Source organism: Bradyrhizobium mercantei, assembly GCF_001982635.1.
In the GTDB taxonomy this organism is placed as follows: Bacteria; Pseudomonadota; Alphaproteobacteria; order Rhizobiales; family Xanthobacteraceae; genus Bradyrhizobium; species Bradyrhizobium mercantei.
In genome coordinates this window covers 204,662-230,918 of record NZ_MKFI01000006.1, presented here as the reverse complement: position 1 = coordinate 230,918, position 26,257 = coordinate 204,662, and the positions used below count along the sequence as shown (strand labels likewise).

Here is a 26,257-nt window from a genome sequence, read left to right as displayed (position 1 = left end):
CCTCCACCTTCCTCCGTCCGCCCATTCCCTTCCGCCTCGGCCTCTTCAGCATCCGGAAAGCACATTGATGTCCTTTCTCGAACTCGAGCACGTCGCAAAGCAGTTCGGTTCGCAGACCGTCGTCGACGATTTCAGTCTCGCGGTTCGGAAGGGCGAGTTCATCTCGTTTCTCGGCCCGTCCGGATGCGGAAAGACCACGACGTTGCAGATGATCGCGGGCTTCCTCGAACCTTCGCGGGGCGCCATCCGTCTCGAGGGGCATGATCTCACCGCGGTGCATCCGGCCAGGCGCGGACTTGGCGTGGTGTTTCAAAGCTACGCGCTGTTCCCGCACATGACCGTCGCCGAGAATGTCGCCTTCGGGCTCGAGATGCGGCGCGTGCCGCGCAGCCAGCGTGCCGAGCGCGTTGCCGCCGCGCTCGCGATGGTCGGGCTCGCAGGCTATGAGGCGCGCTATCCGCGCCGGATGTCCGGTGGCCAGCAGCAGCGCGTGGCGCTGGCCCGGGCGCTGGTGATTCAGCCGAGCGTCCTGTTGCTCGACGAGCCGCTGTCGAATCTCGACGCCAAGCTGCGCGAGGAGATGCAGATCGAGCTGCGCCAGATCCAGCGGACGCTGGGCACAACCACGATCCTCGTCACGCACGATCAGAACGAAGCGATGTCGCTGTCCGATCGCATCGTGGTCATGAGCCAGGGCCGCATCGAGCAGATCGGCACGCCGCAGGAGACCTATGAGCGGCCGGCATCGGCCTTCGTCTCGCAGTTTCTCGGCAAGACCAATGATTTCGCCGCGACCGTCGACCGGACTGCAAATCCGGCACGGCTGGTCGCCGGCTCCTGGCAGGCGCCTGCACCGGTGGCGGTCGCCGGCCCGGTGACGATCAGCCTTCGCCCGGAACGCATCAGCTTTGCCGACGTAGGGCTCGCCGCCCGGATCGTCAGCCGGATCTTCCAGGGCAATCATTGGCTGTTCCAGTGCGAGACCGAATGCGGGCCCGCGCTCGTGGTCCGGCAGAACGACGGCAAGCCGCAGCCGGCCGAGGGCGAGGCCGTTCGCCTCGCCTGGCGGCTCGAGGACATGAGCGTGCGGTCGAGCGGAGGCGCCGCATGAGCACCGTCGGCACCACCGCGCCGCAGGCGGTCGTGGCATCGTCCGAGCCGAGTGCGGCGGGCACGCCATGGCTCTTGAGCGCGCCGGCACTGATGCTGTTCGTCGGCGTGCTGGTGATCCCGCTGGCCATGACCGTGATGCTCTCGTTTCACGATTGGGGCCAGTACAAGGGCATCGAGCCGGTCTTCATCCTGAAGAACTGGCGCGAGATCGCGAGCGATCCCTACTACGCGGAGATGTTCTGGCGCACGTTCCGGATCGCGCTGCTCGCGACGGCGATCACCGCGGTTCTCGGCGCACCGGAGGCCTACATCCTCAACCGCATGAGCGGACGCTGGAAAGGCTTCTTCATGCTGCTGATCCTCGGCCCGCTGTTGATCTCGGTGGTGGCGCGCACGCTGGGCTGGGCGCTGCTGTTCGGCGGCAACAACGGGCTCGTCAACAAGCTCTTGATCTCGCTCGGCCTGATCAATGCGCCGCTGCCTTTCATGTTCACCGAAACCGGCATCGTGGTCGCGCTTGCCCATGTCATGATGCCGTTCATGGTGCTTTCGGTCTGGGTCGCATTGCAGCGCGTCGACCCGCAGATCGAGAACGCCGCGATGTCGCTCGGCGCCGGCGCCTTCACCATCATCCGCCGCATTATCCTGCCGCAGATCATGCCGGGCGTACTGTCCGGGGCGATCATCGTGTTCTCGCTGTCGGCCAGCGCCTTCGCCACGCCTGCGATCATCGGCGGCCGGCGGCTCAAGGTCGCCGCGACGCTCGCCTATGACGAATTCCTCAACACGCTGAACTGGCCGCTCGGCGCGGCGGTCGCGGTCCTGCTTCTGGTGGCGCTGGCGCTCATCGTCGTCGGCAGCAACGCGCTGATCGAGCGGCGCTATGCCGAGGTGTTCCGATGAGAACCAACGGCCCGCTGGCGCTCGCCTTTCACACGATCTTCGTTGTCGTCATGCTGGCACCGATCGTCGTGGTCTGCCTGGTCGCGTTCACGCCCGAAGGGTTCCTGTCGCTTCCGACCCATGGCTTCTCGCTGCGCTGGTTCAGGGAGATCGCGAACTATCCAGAATTCGTTCACGCCTTCTGGATCAGCCTCGGGCTCGGCATGCTGTCCTCCTTCGTCGCGTTGCTGTTCGCGGTGCCGGTGGCGCTGGCGATCGCCCGCTATCAATTTCGCGGCCGCGAGGCGCTGATGGCGCTGTTCCTGTCGCCGTTGATGATCCCGCATGTGGTGCTGGGCATCGCGTTCCTGCGCTTCTTCACCTCGATCGGCATGGGCGGGAGTTTCGCGGCGCTGCTGGTTGCCCACGTCATCGTGGTGTTTCCGTTCGCGCTGCGCCTGACCTTGGCGGCCACAACGGGCATGGACCGCTCGATCGAGATGGCCGCCGTCTCGCTCGGCGCCGGCGGCTGGACGCTGTTTCGTCGCGTGACCCTGCCACTGATCCTGCCCGGCGTGATCAGCGGCTGGGCGCTCGCCTTCATCCAGTCCTTTGACGATCTGACCATGACCGTGTTCCTGGCAGCGCCGGGCACCGAAACCCTGCCGGTCCGCATGTTCCTCTACATCCAGGACAACATCGATCCGCTGGTGACGTCGGTATCTGCGAGCGTGATCGCGATCACCATGACCGCGCTGATCCTGCTCGACCGCTTCTACGGGCTCGACCGTGTGCTCGCGGGCAAGAGCGATCCGGGGCGATAGGAGAACCCATGCACAAGGACTATGACGTCGCTGTCGTCGGCGGCGGCCTGCTCGGCTCCGCAATCGCCTGGGGACTTGGCCGGCTCGGCAAGACGGTCGCCGTGCTCGACGAGGGCGACATCGCCAAACGCGCGTCGCGCGCAAACTTTGCGCTGGTCTGGGTGCAGAGCAAGGGGCTCGGCATGCCGGCCTATACCGGCTGGACCGTGCGGGCGTCGGAAGGGTGGGGCCGGCTTGCGGCCGAATTGAAGGACCAGACCGGCCTCGACGTCGCGCTGCAACAGAACGGCGGGTTTCATCTGACGCTCGGCGAGGACGAGTTCGCGCAGCGCGGCCAGCTCGTCACGCGCATGCATAACCAGGTCGGCGCCGCCGACTACCGGATGGAAATGCTGTCGGCATCCGCGGTCAAGAAGATGCTGCCGCTGATCGGCCCCGAAGTCTCGGGCGGCAGCTTCTGTCCGCTCGACGGCCATGTGAATTCCCTGCGCACCTTCCGCGCCTTTCATACCGGCATGAAGCTGTTCGGCGTCGACTATCTGCCGGAGCGGCCGGTGTCCGCGATTGCCCGCGACGGCGGCGAATTCAGGCTCTCGACGCCGCAGGGCGAAATCCACGCGGCCAAGGTCGTGCTGGCGGCCGGCAACGCCAATCAGACGCTGGCACCGATGGTCGGGCTGTTCGCGCCGATGGAGCCGACGCGCGGGCAGATCGTCGTGACCGAGCGCACCGTCCCGTTCCTTCCGCACCCGCTGACCACCGTGCGGCAGACCGACGAGGGCACGGTGATGATCGGCGACAGCCGGGAAGAGCAGCTCGATGATCGCACGGTCAATCATGCGGTGAGCGCGGTGATGGCGGATCGCGCGCAGCGCATGTTCCCGCATCTCGCGCGCCTCAACGTCGTCCGCGCCTGGGCCGGCATCCGCGTGATGTCGCGGGACGGCTTTCCGATCTACGACCAGTCGGAGCGCGCGCCCGGCGCGTTCGTCGCCTGCTGCCATTCGGGCGTGACCCTCGCATCCAACCATGCCTTCGACATCGCGCGGATGGTCACCGCCGGCACGCTCGATCCGGATCTGGTGGGGGCGTTCTCGGCCCGCCGTTTCGGCGCCGCCACCGCGCCGGGCCCAGGCACGCATTGAAGAGGCACGCATTGAAGAGGCAGCACATGTTCAAACGTATCGATCAAGACAACCGGCCACGCGTGCAGATCCTCGTCGACGGTGCGGCCCTCGAGGCGCGGCAGGGGGACACGGTTTCCTCGGCGCTATTGGCGTCGGGCCGCGACGTGCGGCGCGCTACCGCGGTCAGCGGCGCGCCGCGGCTGCCTTATTGCATGATGGGGGTGTGCTTCGACTGCCTCGTCACCATCGACGGCGTCGGCAATCGCCAGGGCTGCCTCGTACCGGTGGCCGACGGCATGCAGATCGAAATCCAGAAGGGCAAGCGGGAGATCGGCCGATGACGACGAGCCTTGTGACGACGACCCCTGGTCGCGACACGTATGACGTCGTGGTGATCGGAGCGGGCCCGGCGGGCCTTGCCGCCACCGCGATGGCGGCGGGGGCCGGCCTGTCGACGCTGCTGGTCGACGAGAATGCCGGCCCCGGGGGCCAGGTATGGCGCGCCATCGCGTCGACGCCGGTGAAGGCGCCAGAGCAACTGGGGGCCGACTATTGGGCGGGCGCCGATCTTGTCGCCGAGGTGCAGGCGAGCGGCGCCGAGATCGTTCACCGCGCAACGGTCTGGAGCCTTGATCGCCAGCTCGAGATCGGCGTCTCGGTCGGCGGCATGTCGTCCTTCATCAAGGCGCGGCGCGTGATACTCGCGACCGGCGCGCTGGAGCGGCCATTTCCAATTCCCGGCTGGACGCTGCCGGGCGTGATGACTGCGGGTGCCGCCCAGACCATGTTGAAGTCGTCGGGTCTGGTGCCGGACGGTCGCACCGTGATCGCCGGCCAAGGGCCGCTGCTGTGGCTGCTGGCGGCCCAGATCCTTCGCCTCGGCGGCCGGATTGATCGCATCCTGGATACGACCGAGCGCCGCAATTATCTTGCGGCATTGCCCCACGTCCTCGACTTCGTGACATCGCCCTACTTCGCCAAGGGTCTCGCGATGATGCGGGAGGTGAAGGCGCGCGTCCCGGTGACCACCGGGGTCAGCGAGCTCGCCGCCGCCGGCGAGGGCCAGCTTGCGAGCGTGAGCTATGTCGCCGGCGGACGGCGCGAGACGATTCCGGTGGACCTGCTGCTGCTGCATCAGGGCGTCGTGCCGAACGTCAATCTCGCGATGGCGGCAGGGATCGAGCATCGCTGGGACGACCGGCAGCTGTGCTGGTCGCCGCTGCTCGATGCCGACGGCAACACGTCTGTTGCTGGCATTGCTATCGCAGGCGACGGCGCCGGCATCGGCGGCGCCACCGTTGCGGTGGCGCGTGGCCGCATCGCCGCGCGCGCCGCAATCGAGGCGCTCGCACCGGCCGCCACCGCGAAACTCGCCGCCGAGAATGTACTCAGAACGGCGCTGGCGCAGGCCGAACGCGGCCGCAGCTTTCTCGACGTGTTGTTCCGTCCGGCGCCGCAGTTTCGGATCCCGTCGGGCGATACGATCGTCTGCCGCTGCGAGGAGGTGTCGGCCAAGGACATTCTCGACGCGGTGGCCATCGGTGCGACAGGTCCGAACCAGCTCAAGGCCTATCGTCGCACCGGCATGGGGCCTTGCCAGGGGCGTCTTTGCGGTCTCACCGTGACCCAGCTGATGGCCCAGGCGCGCGGCAAGAGCCCGCAGGACATCGGCTACTACCGGCTGCGCGCGCCGGTGAAGCCGATCACGCTGGCGGAGCTTGCGGCGATGCCGCAGACGGAGGCCGACGTCAAAGCGGTGGTGCGCGGATGACGAGGCTTGCGGACGCCATCATCGTGGGTGGCGGCATCCACGGATGCTCGACCGCGCTTCACATGTGCCTGGCTGGAATGAAGCCGGTGCTGATCGAAAAGGACTATGCCGGGCGGCACGCCTCCGGCGTGAATGCCGGCGGGGTGCGGCAACTTGCAAGGCATGTCGCCGAGATCCCGCTCTCGATCCGCTCGATGGAGATATGGGCGCGGATCGAGCAACTGGTCGACGACGATTGCAGCTTCGAGAGCCACGGCCAGGTGCTGGTCGCCGAGAATGCCGCGGAGCTGGAAAATTGCCGCGCCCGGGTCGCGGAGTTGAACGCACTCGGCTTCACCCATGAGGAGCTGATCGATGCCGCCGAACTGCGGCGGCTGGTCCCCGCCGTGGCCGAAACCTGTCCCGGCGGCGTGGTCTCGCGGCGCGATGGTGCAGCCAATCCGGCGCAAACCACCACGGCGTTCCGCCGCAAGGCCGCCGCGCTCGGCGCCACGGTGCGCGAAGGTATCGCCGCAAGCAACGTCCGCCAGCACGACGGGCTCTGGCAGGTCGACGTCGGCGCCGACACTTATGCGGCGCCGGTCCTCGTGAACGCCGCCGGCGCCTGGGCCGGGCGGATCGCCGCCAGCCTTGGCGAACCGGTCCCGGTTGAAACGGTGGCGCCGATGCTGATGATCACCTCACGGGTGCAGCATTTCATCGATCCCGTCGTGATCCTGCGCGGCCGCAAACTGTCGTTCAAGCAATTCGCCAACGGAACCGTGCTGATCGGCGGCGGCCACCTGGCGGTGCCGGATCAGGACCGCAACGAGACCATGCTCGATTGGCGCAGCCTCGCGGTGAGTGCGCGCACCGTGTTCGAGCTGTTTCCGGTGATGCGCGCCGCGATGATCACGCGCGCCTGGGCCGGCATCGAGGCCCGCACCAGGGACGATTTGCCGGTGCTCGGGCCGAGTGCCCGGCACAAGGGGCTCTATCACCAGTTCGGCTTTTCGATGCACGGCTTTCAGCTCGGTCCCGCCGCAGGCGCTGTGATGACCGAGTTGATCGTGAACGGCGGCACCCAGACCCGGATCGGCGATCTCGGCATCGACCGCTTCCATAGCTCCCAACCCCAGAGATGAGGACATCATGACCATTACCCGCAGCATCCGCACGCCGATCATGCATCGCGCCGTCGAAGCCAATGGCTTCGTGTTCGTCGGCGGCACGATCGCCGACGACACCAGCGTGTCGATGGGCGAGCAGACCCGCAACATCCTCGGCAAGATCTCGGGCTATCTGAAGCAGGCCGGCACGGACGCCTCGCGCGTCGTCAGTGCCTCGATCTTCGTGACCGACCTGTCGAAGAAGAAGGAGATGGACGCGGCCTGGACCGAGTTCTTCGCCGACGACCTGCCTGCGCGCGCGACCGTCGGCGTCGCCGATCTCGGCGGTGGTGCGCTGATCGAGGTGGTGGTGACCGCGCTCAAGGGCTAGAGCATCAAGCGGCTTCGGCGCTAGACCTCCGCATCTGCAGCCGGAGCCGCATACATTTCCCGCGCGCGCCTGGTCACGGCCGCGTAGCGCGCGGTGGCGCTGAGGCTCATCAGGCCGGCGCGCACCAGTCCGAGAATCGCGCGTCGCGAGTGGAACGGTCCGGTCTTGCTCGCGGCATATCCGCGCGGGTAGAGCTGGAGGCGGCCGGTCAGCGCTTCCTGCAACGCCAGTTTCTGGGTCGCGCTCAGGCGCCGGCGTCGCGCAGGCTTCTCGGCTTCCGCCAACATGCGCAGCTCGATGCGCGACGATTTCCGTGGCGCGGACCCCATTGTCAGCTCACATTCCGGTCGACTGGCGCGGCCTTCGGCAAAGCCCGGCGCCGGGCCGGCATCGTCATGGACACCGGCATGTGGCACAACATGGCTTGCGCTGTTGCTCATCCGTACGACAGAACCGCATTTCGAGCGGCGGCGGCATCTGACGAAAGTCAGGATCAGTTGTGACGAAAGTCATATTCGTTTGCGGCGGCTGCTGGCTTACCCCAGAGTGGGCTGCTCGCTGAGTTGATGGGCAACGCATGATCGATCTGAGCGCGGACTTGCTTGCGGCCGCAGAAGCCGACGTCATCGGTCTTGCCGTCATCGGGGCCGACCGGAGCATGCAGCGGAAGATGGGGCGGCTGGTCGAATGGCTTCCCGCAATCGGCGTCGATTGCTGCGAGTGCATGCTGCTGGTCGGCATGGAGGCCGAGCTGGCGGCGCTTGCGAGGGGCCAGCGGGACATGATCGCGCTGGCCGGTGTGCGTGGCGCATCGCCTGACATCACGCAGCCGATGACCGCGGTCGTGCGGTGGAATGGCGCCCTGTCACACTACTTCGTCATCGCCATGCCGGACTTTGCCGGACGACAGGTCGAGACGCTGCTCGGCAGCGAACGCCGGGCGCGGCGGCTGATGGAGCAGCAGCTCGAGGCGGCGAGCGCGGAGGTGCGCTTTGCCTCGCTGGCGCGGACGCGGCTTCGGCTGGCGCGCGATCTGCACGATACGCTGGTGCATTCGATCGTGGCGCTGCTGACCCAGATTCGGCTGATCAGGCATTATCTGTCGGCCGATCCCGCGCGGGTGGCGGACAGCCTCGCGACGGCGGAAGATGCCGCGGCGAGCGGCCTCTCGCGGGCCCGCGAAGCGATCGACCGCCTGCGCACGCCCGACGATTTGAAGCTTGATCCTGACGTCGAGGGGCTTCTGAGCGACTTCGCCACACGCAGCGGCGTCAGGGTCTCGATCCAGATCGACGAAGCGGCGCGGGCCGGCTTGCGCGATTGCGGTTTGACCGTACAACGCATCCTCAGCGAGGCGCTGCGCAATGTTCAGGCCCATGCGCAGGCGCGCCGCGTTTCTTTTCATGCCTATGACGAGCCGGCAGCAGTCGGCCGGAAGCTCGTTGTCGAGATCCGCGATGACGGCCGCGGCTTCGACCCCGCGGTCCCTCATCCCGGACATTTCGGATTGATTGGAATGGCCGAATTTGCTGAACTTGTCGGCGGAAGCTGCGCGGTGGAGAGCGCGCCCGGGCAGGGTACGCTGGTCCGGATATCGCTCCCCGTGGCGGTGCCGCCGGCCGGATCCGCAGGCGTGCTGGCCGATTGATGGCGTTGCCGCGCAATCGGAGCGTTTTCGAGCGAAGTGGGTACCGGTTCGCGTTAAGAAAACGCGACCAACGAGACAATTGGACCTTCGAGAGGATGACGGAAGCCCGTGAGCAGGATTGAGAAAGTACGGGTGCTGATCGCCGAGGATCAGACGCTCATCAGGGAAGGTATCGCCACACTGCTTGCCCAGCAGAACGACGATTTCGAGATCCTTCCCGGTGCCTCCGACGGCGAGCAGGCGATCGAGTTTGCGCGCCGCTATCGGCCGGACGTCATCCTGATGGACCTGCAGATGCCGCGCGTCGACGGTATCGCAGCGACCCAGCGGATTCTGCGCGAGCTGCCGCAGACCCATATCGTCGTGCTGACCACATTCGAGACCAACGATCTGATCTTCGAAGCAGTCAGCGCGGGTGCGAAGGCCTATCTCCTGAAGGATGCCAGGATGGAGGAGATCGCCTCGACGATCCGCGCCGTGATCAACGGCCAGTCCGGGCTTTCGCCGAGCGTCGCCGCGCGCATCCTCGACGAGTTCAAGCGGCTGCGCGGTCCGCGCGTCTCGGCGAAGCTGCCGGTTCGCGACGGCCTGACGGCACGGGAGAATGAAATTCTCACGCTGATCGTCGAGGGCAAGAGCAATACCGAGATCGGCGAGCAGCTGCATTTGGCTGAGGGAACCGTGAAGAACTATGTCAGCACGATCCTGGAGAAATGCCAGGTCAAGAACCGTACAGAACTCGCAATAAAGGCAATAACTTACTAGAAATAATTGCCCTCAGCGGCACAACCAAGCGGTTGATCTTGCTGAGATTGCTCGCCTTTCTCTGGGCCGCGCCCGCAAAATTGGCTATAGGGTTGTTTCGGATTTGCTTTTTGACAGCGCAGATCCGGATTGCGCAGCTATGAGTAAGCAGGAAAAGACCATGAAGGGTATCGAGCGCCAGACCAAGGATACGGACGGACCGGCGGCCGGCAACGGCGCGGATCCTGCGGCGCATGGCATGGCGGCGATCGATCAGGTCCGCGACCTCCTGTTCGGTGGTGCGCAACGCTCGCTCGAGACCAATCTCTCGGGCCTGCGCGAGGAGATGCAGGCCTCGCTCAAGCAGATGCAGGCTGATTTCACCAACGAGCTCACCGCGCTTTCCGCGCGGCTCTCCGACCTCGAGCGGGATACCGAGCAGAAGCGCCTCGACTCGCTGAAGGATGTCGGCGCGGCGATCACCCAGCTCGGCACCGTCATCAGCGGATTGGGATCGGGCCGCACGGGCAAATAGCATGGCAGCTGCTGCCGGCCAAAACCGCGAGATCGAGCAGCTCAAGACCTTGCTGTTTCAGCCGGAGGCGACGCGTCTGACGTCGCTGGAGGCCGACCTCGATACGCTACAGCGCTATGTCGGCAATGCCGATCGCCTGGAGACGGCCACCGCCGGCATTCTGGTCGAGGCGTTGGAGCGTGCCGAGGTCAACCGGCCGCGCGAACTCGCCAGCGCGATTGCGCCGGTCGTGGTCTCCGCGATCCGCAGCGAGATCAAGAATTCGCGCGAGCAGATGATCGAGGCGCTCTATCCGATCGTCGGCCGGCTGGTCAGCGCCGCGGTCGCCAATGCGTTCAGGGAACTGGTTGCCTCGCTCGAGCAGCGCATCAATGCGCTGACCTCGGCGCAGTTGTGGGTCGGGCGGGTCAAGTCGCTGGTGACGGGGCGTCCGATCAGCGAATTCGTGCTTGCGGATGCCCCGCCGCAGATCAACCGGCTTCTGATCATCGAGCGCGGCAATGGCCGGCTGATCGCCGACTGGAAGCGCGAAGCGACCCCCGACGAGCGCGCCGATCTGCTCAGCGCGATGGTCGCGGCGATCCTCGAGTTCTCGGTGCAGGCGCTGGCGGGCGAAGGCAATCTGCAAACGCTTGATTTCGGCGGCCGGCAGCTTGCGCTGCGCGCCTCGCCCCGCTTCATCCTGGCGGCGGAGTGCCTGGGGCCGCTGCGTCCGGCCGACAATGCCAGGATCAACTCGCTGTTCTTCGATGCGATCGAGCGCATCGACCGCGGCGCGGATTGCGACGGGCCGATGCTGGCGTCGCTCGCGGCCGCGATCGAGACCGACGATGCGCCGCGGCGGATCGCGAGCCGGCGCGGCAAGGTGATCCTGTTCGCCGTGCTCGCCGCCCTGGCCGCGCTGTTGCTTTACCTTGCCGCGACGTCGGTGACGCGCAGCCTTTTGGAGCGGCGGACCCAAGCGGCGCTGGAGCAGCTCGCCGCGAAGCAGCCGTTGCTGGCCTCGTTCCCGTTGCGGCTTGATTTCGACCACGGCAGCCGAAGCGTGGCCGTCTCGGGCATCGAGCCGAGCCAGCTGGAGACCGCGCCGTTGATCGACGCGCTCGCTACGGCTGCGGCACCCTACAAGGTCGTCAACCGGATCGGGCAGGTCGCCACACCGGAGCAAATCGCGGCATCGCAGGCCGGCGTCGCGGGACTGCAGCAAAGCCTGACACGCTTGCAGGCAAGCCTCGACCAGACGCGCGAGGCGATCAGCGCACAGGCAAAGTCCGGCGATCAGAAATACGCCGGGCTGACCGAGCAATACAACAAGCTCGGCGAGCAATCGGCGAAGCTCGCCGAGGAAGTTGCAAAACTGCAATCCGTCGCCGACGGCCCGGCGGCGCGGCTCGAGCGCTTCATCGCCTCGACCGCGATCTTCTTCGCCAACAATTCAGACGAAGTCCTCGACAACGACCAGGCCGAGCAGCAGCTGCGCGAGCTTGCCGGGCTGCTGACGAACAACGATCTCAAGGTGCGGATCGTCGGCTATGCCGATCAGAGCGGCACGGAAGGCACCAACAAGACGCTGGGACGCAAGCGGGCGGAGCAGGTGCAGCGCAAGCTGACGGCGCTCGGGGTCGAGGCGTCGCGGCTGATCCTGGTGTCGCGCGCCGCGACGATGCCGATCACCGATCGGCTCGATGCCACCGTCGGCGGCAACCGCCGCGTGGCGTTCGAGACGGTCTATCGAGGCGAAGTGGCCCGTTGATGCTCACCGCAAAAGTCATGCTGCTCGGCGATATGGGGGTCGGCAAGACCTCGATACTCTATCGCCTGATCTACAACCGGTTCGAGGGTCAGTACAAATCCACGCTCGGCGTCGAGATCCTGAGCCACGACGTGGTGCAGGCCGACGGCAGCGATCCGATGCGCCTCGTGCTGTGGGACACCGACGGCGATTTCGGCACGCAGATCTTCGACACCGTCTATGTCACCGGCGCATCCGCCGCCATCATCGTGTCCGACGTCACGCGCCCGCAGACCGTGACCCGCATGGTCGAACTGGTCCGCGGCTTCGAGGAGCGATTTCCGGGCCGGCCGTACCGGGCGTTGTTGAACAAGATCGATCTGCCGGAAGCTGCGGGCAGCGCCGGCCAGGTCGCCGGGCTCGCCAAGTCGAGCGTCAAATCGGTCAGCGCCAAGACCGGCGTCGGCATCTCGGAAAGCTTCGTCGAGCTCGCCCAGACCATCCGCCGTCGCCAGCTCTAGATCGCGATACCCTGGCACTAAGCGCGCGTTGGTGTCAGCCGTCCCGACTTCTCGGGGCTGGCGAATCGGGCCGGGACGGCTGACTTCATCGCACGTGGGGCGTACGATGAAACGCTCGCGACGTGCGGCACACGACCGCACGATTCTCTCCCCGACTGCACCACGCCGTCCCACACTCCGATAGTGACGATGGTCATCTTCCGCTCGGCCAATGGCCTTCCTATCGTTCGCTCCGTCATTGGAAGCAGCCACGAGACGGTGTCTCGGGCGCACGGAGTGAGAGAACATGAGCATTTTTGGAAGCATCATGGGTGCAATCTTCGGCCACGGCGCCCAGGCCAAGACCGCTGAGACCACAACGACTGCCGCGCCCGGCGCCGCGCCGGCTTCAACATCGACATCATCGTCAGCACCTGCTTCCGCCGCGCCCGCAGCGCAAACGGTCGACGTCGCGGCGATCGTCGACAAGGCGGCCGCTGCCACCGGCGAGAAGCTCGACTGGCGCACCTCGATCGTCGATCTGATGAAGGCGCTCGGCCTCGACTCGAGCCTTGCCGCGCGCAAGGAGCTCGCCAAGGAGCTGCACTACACCGGCGACACCAACAACACCGCGGCCATGAATGTCTGGCTGCATCAGCAGGTGATGGCCAAGCTCGCCGCCAATGGCGGCAAGCTGCCGGCCGACATCAAGACCTGACGATTCCTTATCGAGCCGTGCGTGTCGCGCTTTAGCGGCCCGCACGGCTCCGAACCATGCGTATTGCGTGAGGAGCAGTTGCGATGACCTCATCTCATCCTGCCATCCTGAACAGGCCGCGGACTGGTGCTGTCGCCGCGTCGGTCGGCTCGGGACTCGGACTAGCAGCACTGGCGCTGGGCATCACCATCGCCATCGCCCGCGCGGATAATTCCGGTGACGAGCAGCATCCGGCGAATGCGAACGTGCAGCGCGCCGCGCAGCTCCCGCCGCCGGCGCGGGTCATCTTGCCTGCACCCTGGGAGCAGGCCGCGCCCGCTCAACCGGTCGCCGCGCCGGCGAAGTCGGAAGTTCGCAAATAATCTTCGCAGCTTTGTAGCGGCCGGCGACCCAGTCGCCGGGCCGCGCCACATCCTTTGCAACAGGAGATCACATGCTGAAGGAATTCAAGGAATTCGCCATGAAGGGCAACGTCGTCGATCTCGCCGTCGGCGTGATCATCGGCGCGGCGTTCGGCGCAATCGTCTCGTCGATGGTGGCCGATATCATCATGCCGATCATCGGCGCCATCAGCGGCGGCCTCGATTTCTCCAACTACTTCACCGCGCTGTCGAAGTCGGTGACGGCGACCAACCTGGCCGACGCCAAGAAGCAGGGTGCGGTGCTGGCCTGGGGCAACTTCCTGACCTTGACGCTCAACTTCCTGATCGTCGCCTTCGTGCTGTTCATCGTGGTCCGCCTGATGAACCAGCTCAAGCGTGAAGCACCCGCGACGCCGGCCGAGCCGCCGAAGCCGACCAAGGAGCAGGAACTGCTCACCGAGATTCGCGACCTTCTGAAATCGCGTGCGTAGCGATCGCTACCTGCATCGTGCGTACTGCCCAGCTCTGGAGCCTAGTCATGCCAGAACAGGTCAAGCTGCCCCGAAAACTTTCACAGGAGCCCGGCGGTTCGTCGAAGCTACGGCCGAGCCATCGCCGGGTGATCGAAGAACTCGACCGCTGGGCCAACAGCGCCGGCCTGCAACCGCCGAGTCGCGGACAAAGCCGCGACAGTGACCAGCAGGACGACGACAAACGCTAGCGCAGGTCAGAACGGCACGCGCGCCCTGGCCGAGAACGTCCAGAGCCGGGCGATGCCGCCGAGCCCGCCATACTCCGCCCCGAGGCCGAGCATGGTGCCGCCTGCGAGCGTGGCGTTCAGCCCACCGGTGACGCGGGCCGACCAGCCCTCCAGCACCAGCGTCGGATTGACCGGAATTCCGTTTACGGCCAGCGCCGCGGCATCGTCCCGGCTGAAATAATAGTCGCCATAGATGCCGAGATAGGGCGCGAGCACCGCAGCGTCGGTCGATGCCAGCGGATAGCTCAGCTTGACACCACCGGACGCGCGGCCGGTGACGAAGTCGCGCGCAGTCTGCAGCGTGCCGAGCGTGTCGGTATAGGCGTTCTCATGCTCCCACAGCGTGTAGAGGCGTGCGGATGGTTCGATCAGGAGGTTGCTCATCCTGTAGCTTCCGGTCAGCCCGGTCGCGAACATCCAGCGGTCGCCGTTGAAATTGCCCTGCGCCGTTCCCGCCACGCCGTTGTAGCCGATCTGGGAGAAGGTCACGGCGGCGTCGTAACGCAGCGTCGGCGTGATCATCCAGCCGAGATAGGTCCCCACGGTCCAGCCGTCGCCTGTGAGCTTTCCGCTGATGTCCTGGGCCGTGTAGTTGAAGGTCTCATAGCCGGCGACGGCACCGATCAACAGGTTCGGCATTGCCCTGTAGGTCAGTCCCATGAGCGCGTTGAGCTGGTTGCCGTAGATCGACGAGCCCGACGTGCCGACATCAGGCGAGGTCGGGGACGACCAGCGGTCGATGCCGCTGCCCCTGACGTCGATCCAGAACAGCCAGTCGCGTGCTTCGCGCGTGGTTTTGGGCTTCGCCTTGGCCGGCATCTGCTGGTCGATCGCGGCAAATGCATTGTCGATCCGCGAACTGCGTCCGGGGGCGGCGGAATTGCCATCCGAAGCGTAAGCGCTGCGATCGCCCGGATCGGCCTGCGCCACGCCGTCTGCCGGATCGGCCGCGAAGTTGAAGCGCATGCCGGCGCCGCTCGGCGTCATGAAGCTGCCGCCTTCGCTGAAGCCCTCCGAGATCGCGCCGTCGATCGCACCCGAGATCGCCTGGCCGGAGCTCTGCGCCACGACCTTGGTGAGGTCGATCTGCAACGCCCGCAGCTTCACGCTGTCGGACGGGACTCCGACGCTCTGCGCCAGCGCCGGCGAGGTGCTGGCGTCGAACGGGCCGTTGCCGGCATAGCTCGCCGTGATGGCGTGGCTGCCGATCCTGAGCGTCGCAATCGAGAATGTCGCTGCACCTGCCGCGAGGGTCGCGGTGCCGATCGGCGAACCATTGTCGCTGAAGGTCACCGTGCCCGTCGGCGTGCCGCCCGCGGTGGTCACCCTGGCGGTGAAGGTCACCGACTGGCCGAAGCTGCTCGGGTTCTGCGACGAGCTCAGCGTGGTCTGTGTCGTCGCCACCGCAAAGGTGAAACGGTCCGCCGTCGATGTCGCTGACGTCCCGGCGGCCGTCGTCACGGTGATATCGACAGTGCCGCTGCCTGCGGGCGAGATCGCGGTGATCGACGTCGCCGAGTTGACCGTGAAGCTCGCCGCATTGGTCGCGCCGAATTTCACTGCGGTCGCGCCGGTCAGGTTGGTGCCGGTGATCGCGACCGACGTGCCGCCCGCAGCTAGACCCGATGCCGGCGCGACCGCGGTCACCGTCGGCGCGCTGGTATAGGTGAACTGGTCCGCCGCCGAGGTTGCCGATGTGCCGGCTGGTGTCGTCACGGTGATGTCGACAGTGCCGGTGCCCGCCGGCGAGGTCGCGGTGATCGACGTCGCGGAGTTGACGGTGAAGCCGGTTGCGGTGACGGCACCGAATTTCACCGCGGTGGTGCCGGTGAAGCCGGTGCCGGTGATGGTGACCGAGGTGCTGCCCGCGGCGGGTCCCGTGCCGGGCGAAACCGACGTCACCGTCGGCGCGGACGCGATGTAGGTGAACTGATCCGCGGGCGACGCCGATGATGTCCCGCTTGGATTGGTCACGGTGATATCCACCGTCCCGGTCCCGGCCGGTGCGACCGCCGTGATCTGTTCATTCGAATTGATGACGAAGCTCGTCGCAGCGGTGGCGCCGAAGTGCAGCGCGGTCGCGGTGTTGAAGCTGCCGCCGGCGATGATGACGATGGTGCCGCCCGCCGCGGGACCCGATGTCGGGGAGATCGAGGCCACCGCCGGCGCCGGCGCGCTGGCGGCCGCGACCGAACTGAACAGCGCGGCGGCGATCAAAGCGAGGCCGCAGGCCACGCGTCGCGCGATTGATGGCCGTCTGTCGCGACGTTCGGATGCAAGGCGCGAGGCGACGAAGCGGAAACTGGTCCGCGCGAAGTTTGCAATCGGCAACAAGGTAAACCCCCGTCGCGCCGATCCGCGGCGGGATCGGCGCACATTCAAAAAATACGGGATTGTTGTAGTACGCGGCCCGGCGAGCACGCTGCGGAATCTCCGCGCGCGCGAGCTTTTGTAACGCGCCGTTGCTGGACCGCTACGTCATTGCACAATTTGAGAAGACGCAAGCGTGCGACGCTGTCGGCATCAGCCGATCACGCGGCGGATCGTTCTCATGCCGTGCACGCAAATTGACTTCATCACATTCTACGGCCGCCGCGCCGTCGCGATCAGCGCGGTCGAGGGAATCGCAAAGCTGTCGCCGACCCGCCTCTGTTCGATCTCGCTCCGGAGTGCGTGCGCGACCGCGGCGCTCTGGTCGGCATCGAGCCCGCTCCAATGCGGCATGAACTCGAACAATTTGTCGACGTCGGCTGGATTGGCGACATTGAGTTTGAAGTCGTGGGTGATCTCGGTGACGTCAGGATCGGAGAAGCCGGCGGCGACCACCGCAGTGCCGAGGCGGGTGGGATCGGCGAGCTCGGCGAGACCCGAGACGGGCATCGGCGTGACCGTGTCGGGATAGAGCCGCCGGATGATCTGCGACAGCAAGAGATGAACGGCGGCGCCGTCGGCGCTCTTCCAGACCGCGATCGCCGCCGATCCGCCTGGCCGCGTCACCCGCGCCATTTCGCGCAGTCCGGCGCGCCAGTCCGGAAACAGCATGACGCCGAACACCGACACCGCCGCATCGAAAGCGGCGTCGGGCAGATCGAGCGCCTGGCCGTCCATCTGCCGCGCCTCAATATTTGGCAGGCCATGGGCGCGGACTCGCGCCACCATGCCGGCCGAGAAGTCGATCGCGGTCACGTCAGCGCCGCTGCGGGCCGCAGCAAGCGCCGCGGCGCCCGTGCCGGTGGCGACGTCGATCACCTTCGATGACGGGCCGATCGGAAGCCGCGCGACCGCGGCGTCGGCGAACAGCGTGGTGAATGGCTGCGATTGCGCCTCATAGGCTGCAACCATCTTGTCCCAATGCGCGGGATCGTTGTACGGCAGCGGTTTCGCCTGCTTACTTTGCTGCATGAATCTGGTCCTCGAGGTTTTGCTTGTGCTTGGCGAGCCGGCGCTTGAAATCCTTCGCGAGCGCATCGAGCGTCACCGCGCCGAGCCGCTTCAGGAACAGCGCCTCGACCTCGCGGAAGGTGTCGCCGAGCGCGTCGTTGACGGCCTGTTCGACCAGGCAGCCGGGGTTCTCCGAGCGATGGCCGATCGCAACGATCGTCGGCGCGCCGACCGCGCGATAGATCTCCGCGAGCGTGATGTCGGCAGGATCGCGCTCTAGCGTCCAGCCGCCGCCATGGCCCTTCTCCGAATGCACCAGGCCTTGCTCGCGCAAGCCTGCCATCACACGTCGCACCACCACCGGGTTGGTGGCCATCGCCTGTGCAAGCTGCTCCGACGTGACCGGCTCGCCGGCTCCGATCATGTGGAGCAGGCCGTGCAGGACACTGGACAAACGGCTGTCGCGCATCATGTAACTTCATATGTTACATGATGGGCGAGGCGTCAAGGGGCGGGATGTCAGGCCGCGATCTGATATTCGCGTGCCGGATTTGGCGGCGCCGCCCGTTTAATTCCCATCGGGGTCTTGCAAGGCGGGGGCGGTATCGTGGGGAATGTGGCGGTCGATCGGATGTTGCTGGATGCGGTGGCGCATTATGGCGCGGGTCGCGCGACGGAGGCCGGCGCGTTGTGCGGCGACATCCTCACCGCTCATCCCGATCATGTTCCGGCGCTGCATCTATCCGCCGTCATCGCCTTCGTGACCGATCGCGCCGCCGAAGGCGCGGTGCTGCTGAACCGGGTGTTCAGCCTCGATCCGCATCATGGGCCGGCGTTCGGCACGCTCGGCGATGCGCTCGCCGTCAAGGGTGAGCACGAAGGCGCGGTGTCGGCGTTCCAGCGCGGCGTGACGCTGCGGCCGAAGGATGCCGGCCTGCACATCAAGCTCGGCGTGGCGCTGTGCGACCTGTCGCGTTTCGACGAGGCCGAGACGGCGTTTCGCCGTGCGATCACACTCGATGGCGGCCTGACGCGGGCGCGCTTCAACCTCGCCGTTGCCCTGGCCGCGCAGCAGCGGCCGGTCGAGGCGGAGCAGGCCTACCGCGAGGTGATCGCGCGCGATCCCGCCTATCGCGGCGTCTGGCTCAACCTCGGCAATGCGCTGACCGATCAGAAAAAGCACGACGCCGCCGTCACCGCCTACCGCCGCGGGCTCGGCGTGGACCCCGAAAACCCCGGGCTGCATTGCGGCCTTGGCGCGGCGCTCTACCGCCTCGGCCGGCTCGAGGACGCAATCCAGCACTATCGTCGCGCGATCGCGCTCGATCCCGACAATCTTGCCCCGCAGCGCCTGCTTGCCATGGTGTTGCACGAAACCGGTGAGCGCGAGGAGGCGGCCCGCATCTATCGGCAGGTCTCGGCCCGCGATCCGTCGGACCACGTCATCCTCAACAATCTCGGCGCCTGCCTGTTCGAGCTCGGGCAAGTCGATGACGCCATCGCCTGCGCCGAGCTCGCGCTTTCGCTCAAGCCGGACTACGCCGCCGCGCATACCAATCTCGGGATCATCTTCGAGGCACAGAATCTGGTCGAGGCGGCGGTCGCAGCGCATCGGCGCGCCATCGAGATCGACCCGCACTATGCCAAGGGCCACGCCAATCTCGCGGTCGCGCTGCGCAATGCCGGCGAGATCGACGCGGCGCTGGTGTCCTCGCGCCGTGCCATCGCGCTCGATCCCGATCAGCCGCTGGCGCATTACAACCATGCGCATTTCCTCCTGATGAACGGCGAGTTCGAGGAGGGTTTTGAGGAGTATCAGTGGCGCCGCAAGACCAAGCTGCTCAGCGACGGCGATCCCGTGTTCGACGAGCCGGAATGGCAGGGTGAGCCGCTGGCTGGACGCACGCTGCTGTTGTTTGCCGAATACGGGCTCGGCGACGCCATCAATTTCGTCCGGTACGTGCCGATGCTGGCGGGCCGAGGCGGTCGGATCATCCTGCAGGTGCAGCCGGCGCTGGTCGCGCTGCTGCGGCCGATGCTGCCCGATGTCGCGGTGTTCGCGCGCGGCGAGCCGCTGCCGCCGTTCGACCTGCAACTGCCGCTGCTCAGCCTGCCGCGGATCTTCCGCACCACCGTCGAGACGATTCCCGCGGCCAGATCCTATCTGCAACCGGACGCCGTCAAGCTCGCGCGCTGGCGCGAGGCGCTGAGTAGCGTGACCGCGCTGAAGGTCGGCGTGGTCTGGGCCGGCAATCCCAGGCACAAAGGCGACCGCCAGCGCTCGCTGCCGGCGGATGCCGTGCTGCCGCGGCTGGTCACGCCCGGCGTGCAGCTCTACAGCTTGCAGAAGGAACCGCGGCCGGACGATGCTCCGGTGCTGCGCGGCCTTGGTGCCGATATCGTCGACCTCGCGCCGATGCTCGGCGATTTCGCCGACACCGCGGCAGCCGTCTGCGCGCTCGATCTCGTCATCGCGGTCGACACCTCGGTGGCACATCTCGCCGGCGCGCTCGGCCGTCCGGTCTGGATGCTGTGTCCCTATGCGCTCGACTGGCGCTGGCTGCGCGATCGCGCCGACACGCCCTGGTATCCGACCATGCGGCTGTTCCGTCAGGACAGGCCGCAGGCCTGGGAAAATGTGCTGGCACGGATGTCCGACGAGCTTGCGCGGCTCGCCGGCGGCGAGCGGCAGTTGCTGCTGCCGGCGTCTTTGCCGCGTTGACCGGCCATCACCCCGCGCTCATTCCCTGCGCGCCGCCGAGCAGCTTCACGTTGAGGCGGCCGCCGTCGAACAGCATCTCGTTGAGCGCGCCGTCGATGTCCTCAGCGGTGACATCCTGGCCGCTGCCGCGCGCGATGCTGGCCTGCGCGATGCGGCGCATCAGCTCCTTGATGAAGGCAGCGCTGACGCCTTCGGTGCGTCGCACGGCGTCGTCGATGACGGGTTGCTCGAGCGGCAGGCCACGGCCGTAGAGCCGGATCAGCTTGCCGCGCCCGGTCTCGTCGGGCAGCGGCACCTCGATCGCCTGGTCGATGCGGCCGGGCCGGCCGGCCAGCGCGCCCTCCAGCTCTTCCGGCCGGTTGGTGGTCAGCACGAACAGGATGTCGCAATCCTCCTTCAGGCCGTCCATCTCGTTGAGCAGCTTGTTGAGCAGGGATTCCTCGCACGGTCCGACCATGTCCTCGCGATCGCGCGCGATCAGATCGACATCCTCGATCACGACCATGGTCGGCTGCAGCAGCCGCGCGAGGCTCATATAGGCGCCGAGCAGGCCGACCTGCTCGGCGGTGATGATCAGCGTGGTGTGGTTTGGCAGGTTAGTGGCGAGATAGCGGATGGTGTGGGTCTTGCCTGTGCCGGGCGGCCCGTACAGCAGGATGCCCTTGCGGGTCGATTGCCCGAGCTTGCGCAGCAGATCGCGGCTCTCGACGAAGTCGAGCACGTTGCGGTCGAGCAGCCGCAGCGTCCGTTCCGGCAGGATCACGTCATCGCGCGCGACCGTCGGCAGGCGATGTACGGTCACGCCGCGCGCCCGGCCGCGATAGTCGGTGGCATCTTCCAGCGACAGGATCTTGCCGCGATAGGAGCGTGCCGCATGCACGGCCGCTTCCAACTCGGCAAAGGTCCGCTGCACCAAGGCGTTTCCGGCGACGCCTGCGGGCACCGCGAGCTCGATCCGCAAGCCCGGCTCGGTCTGATAATCACGATGGTAGCTGAGCAGCACCGCATAGCGCAGCTCTTCAGTTTGGCATAGCCACAAGCCGTTGGTGAGGCATTTCACCGACTCGGGCTCGCCAACGTCGACGTCGTGATACTGCGGCGGCGCGATTGGCCGTGCGTTGCGGCTGTTCTCCATCAGCGAGGCAATCGCGAGGGTCTCATAGCGGTGTTGCTCATGAATGCCGAAGAAATGGATCGGCGCATCGAACAATTTGTCGATCGCGATCTGAACGTCCGCTCGCATGTGACCGGGAAATTGCCGCGACCGGGTCATGATCTGATGGCGCGGCGTTCCGGCAAAATGCCAATCGAGCGCCATGAACGCATATCTGAACTCCTCGCTCGGTAGATTTTCCGAGCTTGCCCGTGCGGCGATCAGGCAGTTGCCGCACAGGCAGACTGTCCGGCGGATCAGAAACACGTCGGTCACGGGCTCCAGCGCGCCACAGAGATCGCACGGCCGGGCCGCATCGGCGGCTGACGCGGTGATCAGCAATGGATGCCCGTTGCTGCGGATCAGCTGTTGGGCGGACTCCAGCAGTGCCTTGGCCACCGTCGCCGGATACGGGCCGCATGCGAATCCGTCCTGGGCCTCGATTCGCGCGGTGATGGCAATCGCTTCCTTCCGGGATTTGCCGAACACCGTGCGCAGCAGGTTACGCATGAATTCCAGCGGCGTTTCATCGTCGTCGTGAATGAAGAGCCGCACCGGACCGTCGTCGCTGAACACATCGTGCATGAGACCCCCGAAACGCAATCGGAACCAAAAGAACAAAATAAGAACATCATGGCCGCCGACCTGCGTCAAGCGAAAGATTCTGCCGCCTCATCCCTGACGTGTGGTGCGCCGGCCGAAGCCCGCAACGTTCTGCATGTGTAAACGCGGCTCAACGCTTGTGACGATTGTGTTGCGGCAAATGCCAAGAGATGGCCGCTGCAACGGCAAACTTCCGACACATCATCGGGGCGAAAAGGAGTAATCCGACATGGCGCGAGCGCGAGGCAGATTCCCTCCCGAGGAATCTTCCGTCGCGCGATTATTTTTTACGAGGCCTTCGTGTCGCACACACTTCGTTTTGCGCTTCTTCTCATCCTCACCCTGTTCGTCTCTCCCGCGCTTGCGCAGCCGGGCGCCAAGCCGGCGCCGCCGCAACCCGGTACCAGCGACACGCTGACGCCTGAGCAGGCCAAGCGTGCGCTGTACACGCTGCAGGACGACAAGAAACGCGGCGAGATCATCAACACGCTGCGCGCCATCGCCAATGCCTCGCCGCAGGCGGCGGCCCAGCCGGCGCCCGAGCAGCCGCAGTCCTCGATCCCGCTCAGCGCGGACAGCCTCGGTGCACAGCTGCTGCTGATGGTGTCGGAGCAGGTCGGCGAGATGTCGCGCGAGGTCGCCGACGTCGCCCGCACGCTGACGCATTTCCCGGCGTTCTATTACTGGTTCGTGCGCACCGCCAATGATCCGGCCGCCTATGGCCTCTTGATCGATATCGCCTGGAAGCTGGCGCTGGTGTTCGGCTGCGCGCTCGCCGCCGAATGGGTGGTGTTCCGCCTGATCAAGCGGCCGGTCGCGTTCCTGGAAGCGCGGCTGCCGCAGACCGCGCGCGTGCCGGTGCAGACGCTCGCGAGCGCCGATCCGCCGTCCTCGGTTGCCGATGTCACGCCGACACCCGAGTCGCAGCGGCGCCGGCTCAGCCTGGCGCGGGCCTGGCAGTCGCTGGTGCGGCTGCCTTTCGTGCTCGGTCGCCTGCTGCTCGAATTGCTGCCGGTGCTGGTGTTCGGCGGCATCGCCACCGCGCTGCTCGGCACCGAGATCGGCGACCAGTCGACCACGCGGCTCGTGATCCTCGCCGTCGTCAACGCCTATGTGTTCTCGCGCGTGCTGATCTGCGCGGTGCGCGCGCTCGCAGGGCCTTTCGGTCTGTTCCGTGTTCGCGCCGAGACCGCGGCCTATATCGAGATCTGGGCGCGGCGCATCGTCGCCGTTGGCGTGTCCGGCATTGCGTTTGCCAATGTCGCGCTGCTGCTCGGGCTGCATCGCGCCGGTTACGCCGCGCTGCTCCGGCTGGTGATGCTGGTGGTGCATCTCTTCATTGTCGTCATCATCCTGCAGTGCCGCCGCCAGGTCGCCGAATTCATCCGCGCGCCGGCCGATCGCACCGGGCTTGCGGCGCGGACGCGCAACCGCGTCGCGGCGCTCTGGCACGTGCTGGCGATCGCGCTCGACCTCGCGCTGTGGGCGGTGTGGGCGCTCAACATCCGCAACGGCTATTCGCTGCTGCTGCAATATTTCGTCGGCACCATCGCGGTGCTGCTGGTCACCCGTCTCGTCACCATGGTGGTGCTGAGCCTGATCGATCGCGGCTTCCGCATCAGCCCGGAGCTGATCCAGCGCTTCCCGGGCCTGGAGACGCGCGCCAACCGCTATCTGCCGCTGCTGCGCAAGGTGGTCACGGCGGTGATCGCGCTGATTGGTTTCGTCGCGCTGCTCGAGGTCTGGGGCGTCGATGCCATCGTCTGGTTCTATGGCGGCCAGATCGGCTCCCGCCTGATCTCGGCGCTGGTGACGATCGGCATTGCCGCGCTCGCCGCGGCCGTGATCTGGGAAGTCGCCAATGCGCTGATGGACCGGCAGATCGACACGCTGTCGCGCGAGGGGCATTACGCCCGCGCTGCGCGCCTGCGCACCTTCCAGCCGATGCTGCGCACCGCGCTGTTCTGCATGATCGTCGCGGTGGTCGGGCTCACCGCGCTGAGCGAGATCGGGGTCAATGTCGCGCCGCTGCTCGCCGGCGCCGGCATCGTCGGCATCGCGATCGGCTTCGGTTCGCAGAAGCTGGTGCAGGACTTGATCACCGGGCTGTTCCTCCTGATCGAGAACACCGTGCAGGTCGGGGACACCGTCACGGTGTCGGGCCTCTCGGGCGTGGTCGAGAACGTCTCGATCCGCACCATGCGGCTGCGCGCCGGCGACGGCTCGGTGCATGTCGTGCCGTTCAGCGCGGTGACGACGATCACCAATTCCAGCCGCGGCGCCGGCAATGCCGCGGTCAGCGTCAACGTGTCCTACAAGGAGGACACCGACCGCGCCGGCGAGGTGCTGAAGGACATCGTCGCCCAGATGCGCCAGGAGACGGCGTATCGCGCATTCATCCGCGGCGACCTCGAATTGTGGGGCGTCGACAAGGTCGACGGCTCGGTGGTGACCATCGTCGGCCAGATCCGCTGCACTGATAGCGGACGCTGGTCGGTGCAGCGCGAGTTCAACCGCCGCATGAAGCGCCGCTTCCAGGAAGAAGGCATCGAGATCGCCTCGATGGGCCAGACCATCCTGATGCAGCTCCCGCCGCCGACAGAGCTGGACACCAACGCGCTGCCGCGCCGCGCTGCGGGTTGATCTGGCGTGCTCCGCTTCACCTCGCCCCGCCTGCGGGGAGAGGTCGGATCGCATCGAAGATGCGATCCGGGTGAGGGGGAGTCTCCGCAAGCACAGCTATCGCCGTCTGCGCGGAGACAGCCCCTCACCCCGACCCTCTAAGAGCGAGCGTCGCTCGTCTCGACCCCGTAAGAACGGGGAGAGGGAGTAGGAGCGCACTTCGCAGCGTCTCACGGTTGCGACGTGTCTCGCGACGGTGAGACGATCGCCGTGCCCATGAGCCTGTTCATCGGCCGCAGCCGGCCGAAATCCGGGCGTTCCTACCCATTCCCTGCGATTTCCTCTGCTGGCACAGCGCTTGCTGATTGTCGTGCGAATGCGCGGCAAGACGCATTGCATGACTGAACCGCAAAGCCAGAAGGAAGGAAACGCACATGGAGCTTGGCTACTTCACCATGCCCTCGCACCCGCCGGAGTGCGGATTGAAGGAGGGCCACGACTGGGACCTGCAGACGCTGCGCTGGCTCGACGAGCTCGGCTATCAGGAGGCCTGGATCGGCGAGCATCACACCGCGCCGTGGGAGCCGCATCCGTCGCCCGATCTGTTGGTGGCGCAGGCGCTGCTGCAGACCAAGAACATCCGCATCGGGCCCGGCGGCTTCCTGCTGCCGTATCATCACCCGGCGGAGCTCGCGAACCGCGTCGCGATGCTCGATCATCTTTCGAACGGACGGCTCAATTTCGGCGTTGCCGCCTCGGGCCTGCCGAGCGACTGGGCGATGTTCAATGTCGACGGCATGTCCGGCCAGAACCGCGACATGACCCGCGAGGCGCTCGAGATCATCCTGAAGATGTGGTCCGAGCCCGGACCCTGGACCCACAAGGGCAAGTACTGGACAGTGAGCAAGCCGGACACGATGTTCGACTTCCTCAAACCCCACATCAAGCCGTTGCAGGGCCCGCATCCGCCGATCGGCGTCGCCGGTCTGTCGAAGAACTCGGACACGCTGAAGCTTGCCGGCGAGCGCGGCTTCATTCCGATGAGCCTCAACCTCAACCCGGCCTATGTCGGCAGCCACTGGGATTCGGTCGAGGCGGGTGCCGCCAAGACCGGTCGCAAGCCGAGCCGCAAGGACTGGCGGCTGGTGCGTGAGGTGTTCGTGGCGGACACCGATGAAGAGGCGTGGCGACTCTCGACCGGCGACATGATGGGCCGGATGATGGGCGAGTACTTCCTGCCGCTGCTCGGCCATTTCGGCTTCAAGGACTATCTGAAGCACGCGCCCGACGTGCCCGACAGCGACGTCACCGTCGAATATTGCGCGCGCCGGAATTGGATCGTCGGCTCGCCCAAGACGGTCACCGAGAAGATCGAGCAGATCTACCGGGAGGTCGGCGGCTTCGGCGTGCTCTGCGTGTTCGGCTTCGACTACAAGCACAAGCCGGAGGCCTGGCGGCACTCGCTGGAGCTGCTCAAGAACGAGGTGATGCCACGGCTCAAGCATCTCGGTGCCGAGTTCGAAAAGGCTGCATGACAGCTGCGCGGGGTGCGGGGCTTGCCTCGCACCCCGCGTCGCATAT

25 protein-coding genes are annotated in these 26,257 nt (G+C 66.4%); 20 read left to right on the top strand and 5 right to left on the bottom strand.

Annotated features, from left to right (window positions below; genetic code table 11):
* Window positions 1–67 precede the first annotated feature (67 nt).
* Genes BI327_RS27830 through BI327_RS27795 form a run of 8 tightly spaced genes read left to right on the top strand, consistent with a single transcriptional unit; the run spans window position 68 to window position 7,196 of the window.
* Window positions 68–1,111 carry an ABC transporter ATP-binding protein gene (locus BI327_RS27830; RefSeq protein WP_076864486.1) on the top strand — a complete coding sequence of 348 codons (1,044 nt, stop codon included), beginning with the start codon at window positions 68–70 and terminating at the stop codon, window positions 1,109–1,111.
* The gene (locus BI327_RS27825; protein WP_076864485.1) at window positions 1,108–2,016 is read left to right on the top strand and encodes an ABC transporter permease; all 909 of its coding nucleotides are present in this window, start codon (window positions 1,108–1,110) and stop codon (window positions 2,014–2,016) included. The genes BI327_RS27830 and BI327_RS27825 overlap by 4 nt, the downstream gene beginning before the upstream one ends.
* Window positions 2,013–2,819, top strand: coding sequence for an ABC transporter permease (locus BI327_RS27820; RefSeq protein ID WP_076864484.1), 807 nt, complete (start codon window positions 2,013–2,015; stop codon window positions 2,817–2,819). The genes BI327_RS27825 and BI327_RS27820 overlap by 4 nt, the downstream gene beginning before the upstream one ends.
* An 8-nt stretch (window positions 2,820–2,827) precedes the next feature.
* A complete protein-coding gene (locus BI327_RS27815; RefSeq protein WP_076864483.1) occupies window positions 2,828–3,964 on the top strand; it encodes an NAD(P)/FAD-dependent oxidoreductase in 1,137 nt (378 codons plus the stop codon).
* A 26-nt stretch (window positions 3,965–3,990) separates the two neighbouring features.
* Window positions 3,991–4,287: a (2Fe-2S)-binding protein gene (locus BI327_RS27810; protein ID WP_076864482.1), complete on the top strand. Its 297-nt coding sequence runs from the start codon at window positions 3,991–3,993 to the stop codon at window positions 4,285–4,287.
* A complete protein-coding gene (locus tag BI327_RS27805; protein ID WP_394329887.1) occupies window positions 4,284–5,717 on the top strand; it encodes an FAD-dependent oxidoreductase in 1,434 nt (477 codons plus the stop codon). Before BI327_RS27810 ends, BI327_RS27805 begins: the two co-directional genes overlap by 4 nt.
* Window positions 5,714–6,841, top strand: coding sequence for an NAD(P)/FAD-dependent oxidoreductase (locus tag BI327_RS27800; RefSeq protein WP_076864481.1), 1,128 nt, complete (start codon window positions 5,714–5,716; stop codon window positions 6,839–6,841). Before BI327_RS27805 ends, BI327_RS27800 begins: the two co-directional genes overlap by 4 nt.
* 7 nt (window positions 6,842–6,848) lie before the next feature.
* Window positions 6,849–7,196 (top strand): RidA family protein, encoded by a 348-nt coding sequence (locus tag BI327_RS27795; protein WP_076864480.1) that lies wholly within the window; start codon window positions 6,849–6,851, stop codon window positions 7,194–7,196.
* Window positions 7,197–7,216: 20 nt separating this feature from the next.
* Here BI327_RS27795 and BI327_RS43295 read toward each other — a convergent pair whose 3' ends face one another.
* Complete coding sequence (locus BI327_RS43295) at window positions 7,217–7,483, bottom strand: hypothetical protein (protein WP_245334954.1); 267 nt, start codon at window positions 7,481–7,483, stop codon at window positions 7,217–7,219.
* A gap of 290 nt (window positions 7,484–7,773) precedes the next feature.
* Here BI327_RS43295 and BI327_RS27785 point away from each other — a divergent pair, with 290 nt between their 5' ends.
* The 9 genes from BI327_RS27785 to BI327_RS27745 all read left to right on the top strand — a co-directional run bounded on the left by BI327_RS27785 (window position 7,774) and on the right by BI327_RS27745 (window position 14,156).
* On the top strand, window positions 7,774–8,844 hold the full coding sequence (locus BI327_RS27785) for a sensor histidine kinase (RefSeq protein WP_076864478.1): 1,071 nt from the start codon (window positions 7,774–7,776) through the stop codon (window positions 8,842–8,844).
* 108 nt (window positions 8,845–8,952) lie between these two features.
* On the top strand, window positions 8,953–9,609 hold the full coding sequence (locus BI327_RS27780; RefSeq protein WP_083742240.1) for a response regulator transcription factor: 657 nt from the start codon (window positions 8,953–8,955) through the stop codon (window positions 9,607–9,609).
* 139 nt (window positions 9,610–9,748) lie between these two features.
* Entirely contained in the window at window positions 9,749–10,123 is a 375-nt protein-coding gene (locus BI327_RS27775) for a hypothetical protein (RefSeq protein WP_076864477.1), read from the top strand.
* A 1-nt stretch (window position 10,124) separates the two neighbouring features.
* Window positions 10,125–11,876 (top strand): OmpA family protein, encoded by a 1,752-nt coding sequence (locus BI327_RS27770; RefSeq protein ID WP_076864476.1) that lies wholly within the window; start codon window positions 10,125–10,127, stop codon window positions 11,874–11,876.
* Window positions 11,876–12,376: a Rab family GTPase gene (locus tag BI327_RS27765; RefSeq protein WP_076864475.1), complete on the top strand. Its 501-nt coding sequence runs from the start codon at window positions 11,876–11,878 to the stop codon at window positions 12,374–12,376. Before BI327_RS27770 ends, BI327_RS27765 begins: the two co-directional genes overlap by 1 nt.
* Before the next feature lie 286 nt (window positions 12,377–12,662).
* A complete protein-coding gene (locus tag BI327_RS27760) occupies window positions 12,663–13,073 on the top strand; it encodes a DUF3597 domain-containing protein (RefSeq protein ID WP_076864474.1) in 411 nt (136 codons plus the stop codon).
* Between the two features lie 83 nt (window positions 13,074–13,156).
* Window positions 13,157–13,435 (top strand): hypothetical protein, encoded by a 279-nt coding sequence (locus BI327_RS27755; protein ID WP_076864473.1) that lies wholly within the window; start codon window positions 13,157–13,159, stop codon window positions 13,433–13,435.
* Between the two features lie 71 nt (window positions 13,436–13,506).
* Window positions 13,507–13,926 carry a large conductance mechanosensitive channel protein MscL gene (gene mscL / locus BI327_RS27750; protein WP_076864472.1) on the top strand — a complete coding sequence of 140 codons (420 nt, stop codon included), beginning with the start codon at window positions 13,507–13,509 and terminating at the stop codon, window positions 13,924–13,926.
* 47 nt (window positions 13,927–13,973) lie between these two features.
* Window positions 13,974–14,156 (top strand): hypothetical protein, encoded by a 183-nt coding sequence (locus BI327_RS27745; protein ID WP_076864819.1) that lies wholly within the window; start codon window positions 13,974–13,976, stop codon window positions 14,154–14,156.
* A gap of 6 nt (window positions 14,157–14,162) precedes the next feature.
* Here BI327_RS27745 and BI327_RS27740 read toward each other — a convergent pair whose 3' ends face one another.
* From BI327_RS27740 to BI327_RS27725, 3 genes are all read right to left on the bottom strand, one after another.
* Window positions 14,163–16,529: an autotransporter outer membrane beta-barrel domain-containing protein gene (locus BI327_RS27740; protein ID WP_245334953.1), complete on the bottom strand. Its 2,367-nt coding sequence runs from the start codon at window positions 16,527–16,529 to the stop codon at window positions 14,163–14,165.
* Window positions 16,530–16,778: 249 nt separating this feature from the next.
* Window positions 16,779–17,597: a class I SAM-dependent methyltransferase gene (locus BI327_RS27730; RefSeq protein WP_076864469.1), complete on the bottom strand. Its 819-nt coding sequence runs from the start codon at window positions 17,595–17,597 to the stop codon at window positions 16,779–16,781.
* Window positions 17,584–18,048 (bottom strand): Rrf2 family transcriptional regulator, encoded by a 465-nt coding sequence (locus BI327_RS27725; RefSeq protein WP_076864468.1) that lies wholly within the window; start codon window positions 18,046–18,048, stop codon window positions 17,584–17,586. The genes BI327_RS27730 and BI327_RS27725 overlap by 14 nt, the downstream gene beginning before the upstream one ends.
* Window positions 18,049–18,207: 159 nt before the next feature.
* Between BI327_RS27725 and BI327_RS27720 the strand changes: the two genes are divergently transcribed.
* Entirely contained in the window at window positions 18,208–20,298 is a 2,091-nt protein-coding gene (locus tag BI327_RS27720) for a tetratricopeptide repeat protein (RefSeq protein ID WP_076864818.1), read from the top strand.
* A 7-nt stretch (window positions 20,299–20,305) separates the two neighbouring features.
* On the opposite strand, the gene BI327_RS27715 is transcribed toward BI327_RS27720, so the two are convergent.
* Window positions 20,306–22,036, bottom strand: a complete 1,731-nt coding sequence (locus BI327_RS27715) for an ATP-dependent Clp protease adaptor ClpS (protein ID WP_076864467.1) — start codon at window positions 22,034–22,036, stop codon at window positions 20,306–20,308.
* A gap of 318 nt (window positions 22,037–22,354) precedes the next feature.
* Between BI327_RS27715 and BI327_RS27710 the strand changes: the two genes are divergently transcribed.
* Entirely contained in the window at window positions 22,355–24,697 is a 2,343-nt protein-coding gene (locus BI327_RS27710; RefSeq protein WP_076864466.1) for a mechanosensitive ion channel domain-containing protein, read from the top strand.
* A 413-nt stretch (window positions 24,698–25,110) separates the two neighbouring features.
* Window positions 25,111–26,211, top strand: a complete 1,101-nt coding sequence (locus tag BI327_RS27705; RefSeq protein WP_076864465.1) for an LLM class flavin-dependent oxidoreductase — start codon at window positions 25,111–25,113, stop codon at window positions 26,209–26,211.
* The last annotated feature ends 46 nt before the right edge of the window (window positions 26,212–26,257 follow it).

Coding starts and splice junctions, on each gene's coding strand:
- BI327_RS27830 (WP_076864486.1), top strand. CDS start 68: ATGTCCTTTCTCGAACTCGAGCACGTCGCAAAGCAGTTCGGTTCGCAG.
- BI327_RS27825 (WP_076864485.1), top strand. CDS start 1,108: ATGAGCACCGTCGGCACCACCGCGCCGCAGGCGGTCGTGGCATCGTCC.
- BI327_RS27820 (WP_076864484.1), top strand. CDS start 2,013: ATGAGAACCAACGGCCCGCTGGCGCTCGCCTTTCACACGATCTTCGTT.
- BI327_RS27815 (WP_076864483.1), top strand. CDS start 2,828: ATGCACAAGGACTATGACGTCGCTGTCGTCGGCGGCGGCCTGCTCGGC.
- BI327_RS27810 (WP_076864482.1), top strand. CDS start 3,991: ATGTTCAAACGTATCGATCAAGACAACCGGCCACGCGTGCAGATCCTC.
- BI327_RS27805 (WP_394329887.1), top strand. CDS start 4,284: ATGACGACGAGCCTTGTGACGACGACCCCTGGTCGCGACACGTATGAC.
- BI327_RS27800 (WP_076864481.1), top strand. CDS start 5,714: ATGACGAGGCTTGCGGACGCCATCATCGTGGGTGGCGGCATCCACGGA.
- BI327_RS27795 (WP_076864480.1), top strand. CDS start 6,849: ATGACCATTACCCGCAGCATCCGCACGCCGATCATGCATCGCGCCGTC.
- BI327_RS43295 (WP_245334954.1), bottom strand. CDS start 7,483: ATGTTGGCGGAAGCCGAGAAGCCTGCGCGACGCCGGCGCCTGAGCGCG.
- BI327_RS27785 (WP_076864478.1), top strand. CDS start 7,774: ATGATCGATCTGAGCGCGGACTTGCTTGCGGCCGCAGAAGCCGACGTC.
- BI327_RS27775 (WP_076864477.1), top strand. CDS start 9,749: ATGAGTAAGCAGGAAAAGACCATGAAGGGTATCGAGCGCCAGACCAAG.
- BI327_RS27770 (WP_076864476.1), top strand. CDS start 10,125: ATGGCAGCTGCTGCCGGCCAAAACCGCGAGATCGAGCAGCTCAAGACC.
- BI327_RS27765 (WP_076864475.1), top strand. CDS start 11,876: ATGCTCACCGCAAAAGTCATGCTGCTCGGCGATATGGGGGTCGGCAAG.
- BI327_RS27760 (WP_076864474.1), top strand. CDS start 12,663: ATGAGCATTTTTGGAAGCATCATGGGTGCAATCTTCGGCCACGGCGCC.
- BI327_RS27755 (WP_076864473.1), top strand. CDS start 13,157: ATGACCTCATCTCATCCTGCCATCCTGAACAGGCCGCGGACTGGTGCT.
- mscL (WP_076864472.1), top strand. CDS start 13,507: ATGCTGAAGGAATTCAAGGAATTCGCCATGAAGGGCAACGTCGTCGAT.
- BI327_RS27745 (WP_076864819.1), top strand. CDS start 13,974: ATGCCAGAACAGGTCAAGCTGCCCCGAAAACTTTCACAGGAGCCCGGC.
- BI327_RS27730 (WP_076864469.1), bottom strand. CDS start 17,597: ATGCAGCAAAGTAAGCAGGCGAAACCGCTGCCGTACAACGATCCCGCG.
- BI327_RS27725 (WP_076864468.1), bottom strand. CDS start 18,048: ATGATGCGCGACAGCCGTTTGTCCAGTGTCCTGCACGGCCTGCTCCAC.
- BI327_RS27720 (WP_076864818.1), top strand. CDS start 18,208: ATGTTGCTGGATGCGGTGGCGCATTATGGCGCGGGTCGCGCGACGGAG.
- BI327_RS27715 (WP_076864467.1), bottom strand. CDS start 22,036: ATGCACGATGTGTTCAGCGACGACGGTCCGGTGCGGCTCTTCATTCAC.
- BI327_RS27705 (WP_076864465.1), top strand. CDS start 25,111: ATGGAGCTTGGCTACTTCACCATGCCCTCGCACCCGCCGGAGTGCGGA.